A 4,210-nucleotide genomic window follows, 5' to 3' on the forward strand; every position below is an offset into this window, starting at 1 on the left:
GGGCGCTGCGGTCGTCGACGGAAACCGACTTACCCGGAATGCGTGCCATCTTTGCCACCATTTCCTCGATATCGTGCACGCCGATACTTTTCTTGCGCCGAGAAGGCGGCAGCAGGGCCTGGGCCGCTCCCACCTCATCGATAACATCGATGGCCTTGTCGGGCAAATGACGATCGTGGATGTGTTTGACCGAGAGTTCCACCGCCGCCCGCAGGGCAGCGTCGGTGTAGCGCAAGTGGTGGTGATTTTCGAATTGCCGCTTCAGGCCGCGGAGAACTTCAAAGGTCTCGTCGGCGCTGGGTTCCGGTACGTCGATTTTTTGGAAGCGACGACTGAGGGCACGATCCTTCTCAAAATGCTGGCGGAATTCCTGATAGGTAGTCGCCCCGATGCAGCGCAGCTCGCCAGCAGCAAGGGCGGGCTTGAGCAGGTTGGAGGCATCCATTGCCCCACCCGAGACGGCACCCGCACCGATGATGGTATGGATCTCGTCGATGAAAAGGATGGCCTTGGGCTGGCGTTGCAGGGCCTTGAGCACCGCCTTCAGGCGCTCCTCGAAGTCGCCGCGATAACGAGAGCCGGCAATGAGCGCACCCATATCGAGGGCGTAGATGGTCGCGTCGCGCAGATGCTCGGGCACGCGGCCATGGACGATGGCGCGCGCCAGACCCTCGACGATGGCGGTCTTGCCCACCCCCGGTTCGCCAACGAAGAGGGGGTTGTGCTTGCGCCGCCGCGCCAGAATCTGCAGGGCCCGTTCCAACTCCTGCGCACGCCCGATGAGGGGGTCGATGCGCCCGGCCCGTGCCAGGGCATTGAGGTTGCGGGTGTAGGTGGCGAGGGGATCCTTGCTCGATTTGTTGCGTTCCTGCTCGTTACCGGGTTCCTCGCCCTCGTCGTTTTCCTCATCCCGGGGTTGGCCGTGGGCCAGATACGTCACCACATCCATGCGCGATACATGCTCTTTTTGCAGAAAATAGACGGCATGGGACTCGCGCTCGGCAAAGAGGGCGACCAGCACATTGGCACCCGTGACCGCCTCCTTGCCCGCCGACTGTACGTGGTAGAGGGCGCGCTGGATGACCCGCTGAAAGCCGATGGAGGGCTGGCTATTGACCGTTCCGGCGCTTCCGAGGGAGGGGATTTTTTTACTGAGAAAGCTCTTCAGTTCCCGCGCCAAACGCTTGCGATCGGCGCCACAGGCATCGAGAACCTCCATGCTGGCGGGGTTATCGAGAAGGGCCAGCAGTAGGTGCTCGACGGAGGCGTATTCATGACCGTATTCGCGCGCCGTCTGAAATGCCTGATTGATGGACTGTTCCAAGGCCTTGTCGATCATCGCCTACTCCTTCTCCATGGTACAACGCAAGGGGTGCTGATGCTGACGCGCATCCGCGGTAACCAGGGTGACCTTGGTTTCTGCGAGATCAAAGGGATAAATCCCGCAAGTGCCTTTGCCTTGGAGATGGACCTCCATCATGATTCGCTCGGCATCTTCTTGGCTTTTATGAAAAAACTCGCGCAGGATACGGACCACATAGTCCATCGGCGTATAGTCATCATTGAGCAGACAGACCCGATACAGATGCGGTTCACGCACCTGCGTCTGCCGTTCGAGAACGGGTTGTTGGGGACTTTTCCGCGCTGACACCACACAAGCTCCTGCAAGACTCGATAGTCTCATTGTGGCGCCGTCCAATCGTCTAGGCAAGAAAAAGGCCGCAGGGTTTCCCCCGCGGCCCTGCCAAAAAAGCGTGAAACCTTACTTGGTGATGTTGATGTTCGCCTTGCTACGCAGATCGGAAACAAACTTGGCCGCTTCCTGCTGCTGCAACTGCGCCTTGATCCGCTGCTTCATGGAAGCAAAGCTGGGCGGAGTGACCGGACGCGTGGCCTGCACTTCGATGATGTGATAGCCAAACTGGGTCTGGATCGGGCCCACCGGCTTGTCGATGGGGGCCGTCTCTACCGCCTGGGCGAAGGGCGGCACGACCATGCCCGGGACGATCCAGCCGAGCTCGCCACCATGGGCAGCGCTGCCCTTGTCGATGGAGTATTTCTCCGCCAGGGTGGAGAACTTCTGCCCCGCCTTCAGCTTGGCAAGGATTTGGTCGGCCTCCGCCTTGGTCTTGACCAGAATGTGCCGCACTTCATATTCCTTCTTACCCATGGCTGCAACGAATTTGTTGTAGGCATCCTGGGCAGCAGCGTCGGTGATGGGGTGCGCCTTGATGTAAGAATCGACAGCGGCGTCGGCCAGGATCTGCCGCTTGGCCAGGCTCAAGCGTTCTTCTACCGCCGGGGTTTGCGCCAAGCCATGCTGATCGGCGTACTGAGACAATACTTCCATGTTGATGAGGTTCTGGACGACCTGCTCCCGAGCATTGGGTTGCTTGGCCAGATCCGGGCTCATATCCATGATTTCCTGGACCTGACTGTTCTCGATGGCGTGGCCATTGACCGTTGCTGCCGGGGCGGCAAACACGGGCAAAGAAATGGCGCCAACCATGGTAGCCAAAATAACTGCGCGAAGTTTCATGATTTTTCCTTCAGTTTGATTGAACCGGGCCATTATCCACAGGGAAAGAAGAAAGGTAAACTGCTGGCCTTTGCAATGCCTTTTCCACCTCCGCTCGTCGCTCGGCAGTAAAGAGCTGCGCGACCAGCTGCAAGGCAAAATCGATGGCGGTTCCCGGACCACGAGACGTGGTCAGGGAGCCATCGACCACCACCGGATCGCTGCAGTAGCGATATTCCGCACTCGCCGCATCAAGGGTGCCGGGATAGCCGGTTACCCTCTTGCCGGCAAGAAGACCCTGCCCGGCGAGCAGGGAAGGGGCAGCACAGATGGCGGCCACCGGTGCGGCATTGCGCATGCGCTCCCGCAACAGGGCCAGCAGACTGCTGCACTGCCGTAGCCGCTCCACCCCACCCGCGCCTCCCGGCAGCAACAACAGATCCATCGGCGCTTGGCGCCGTGCTTCCCAGCTGCAATCGGGCAGCAGAACGACACCGCGCGAGGCGGTTACGGCAGCATCGCCATCGATGCCCGCCAAACTGACCTCTGCCCCGGCGCGCCGCAGAATATCGGCGCAAATGACCACTTCCATTTCCTCGCAGCCAGCGGCAAGGGGGATGACGACTTGGGGAGTACTGATCTCCATGCTCTGTCCGCAAACCCAATCTATGCGGCTTTGACCTTGTTCTCGGGTTTTTTATCCCCGCCCCTGTAAACGGGAAGGGGAATGACCTGTTTGACGGTCTTGCCGTTCTGCAGGGTATCCACCGGCTGTCCCTCGAGGATCTCCAGGGCCTTGCGCAAGACGAAGTCGGTAGCGAGGTTGGGTCCCTCGCTGGCCGTCGCATTCTCCGCCGCTTTCGCGGACAGGGGAGGCTCCGGGATTTCCACCTGCGGCTTGATTTTTTGGCAGGGATCCTGCGCCTGCAGCATGCCGGGTAACTCCGATTCTTTGAGCAAGACGCTATCGATCTTCCGCTCTTCGGGGTTGCTCGGGACGACGGCGACGTTGGGAACGATGCCTTGCCCCTGAATGGAGCAGCCTGCCGGGGTGTAGTACAAGGCGGTGGTCAGCTTGAGGGCACCGCCATTGTCCAGCGGAATCACCGACTGCACCGATCCCTTGCCAAAGCTACGGCTGCCGAGAACCAGGGCACGGCCGTTATCCTTCAGCGCTCCGGTGACGATCTCTGCCGCCGAAGCGGTACCGCCATTGATCAGCACGACGAGCGGGGCGTTGTGCAAGAGCAGGTCGGGTCCATGGGCACGAAAGCGCATGGCACTATTGGCAGTGCGTCCTTTGGTATAGACGATCAGGCCCGTATCGAGGAAGGCGTCGGCGGTCTCTACTCCGGCTTGCAACACCCCACCGGGGTTATTGCGGAGATCGAGAATGAGTCCTTTGAGTTTATCGTTGGCGTCGTTTTCCAGCTGCTTGACGGCATTTTGCACGGCGGTACCGGTATTGTCTTGGAATTGACTGATGCGCAGGTAGCCATAATCCGGGGCAATCATTTGAAAACGCACACTTTGGACCTTGATGATGGCGCGGGTCAGGGTGAGCTGTAGGGGAACATTGCTATGTGGTCGCAACAGCGTGAGGGTAACTTTACTACCGGGCTTGCCGCGCATCTCATCGACAGCCTTTTCCAGACCCAGCCCCTCCACCGCTTTGCCATTGATCTTGACGAT

Annotated in this window: 5 protein-coding genes; all 5 read right to left on the reverse strand. The window is 59.8% G+C overall.

Annotated features, from left to right (window positions below):
* Positions 1-1,339, reverse strand: a 1,339-nt coding sequence (locus RTI30_RS13030) for an AAA family ATPase (protein WP_312283974.1), incomplete at its 3' end; no start/stop codon positions are given.
* Positions 1,340-1,342: 3 nt separating this feature from the next.
* Positions 1,343-1,651, reverse strand: a complete 309-nt coding sequence (gene clpS, locus RTI30_RS13035; protein WP_312262606.1) for an ATP-dependent Clp protease adapter ClpS — start codon at positions 1,649-1,651, stop codon at positions 1,343-1,345.
* A gap of 111 nt (positions 1,652-1,762) precedes the next feature.
* On the reverse strand, positions 1,763-2,539 hold the full coding sequence (locus RTI30_RS13040) for a peptidylprolyl isomerase (protein WP_312283975.1): 777 nt from the start codon (positions 2,537-2,539) through the stop codon (positions 1,763-1,765).
* Between the two features lie 10 nt (positions 2,540-2,549).
* Positions 2,550-3,164, reverse strand: coding sequence for a DJ-1 family glyoxalase III (locus tag RTI30_RS13045; protein ID WP_312262608.1), 615 nt, complete (start codon positions 3,162-3,164; stop codon positions 2,550-2,552).
* A 20-nt stretch (positions 3,165-3,184) separates the two neighbouring features.
* A partial coding sequence (locus RTI30_RS13050) for a S41 family peptidase (protein WP_312283976.1) occupies positions 3,185-4,210 on the reverse strand: 1,026 nt, incomplete at its 5' end.

The organism is Candidatus Igneacidithiobacillus taiwanensis (assembly GCF_031962545.1).
Taxonomy (GTDB): domain Bacteria; phylum Pseudomonadota; class Gammaproteobacteria; order Acidithiobacillales; family Acidithiobacillaceae; genus Igneacidithiobacillus; species Igneacidithiobacillus taiwanensis.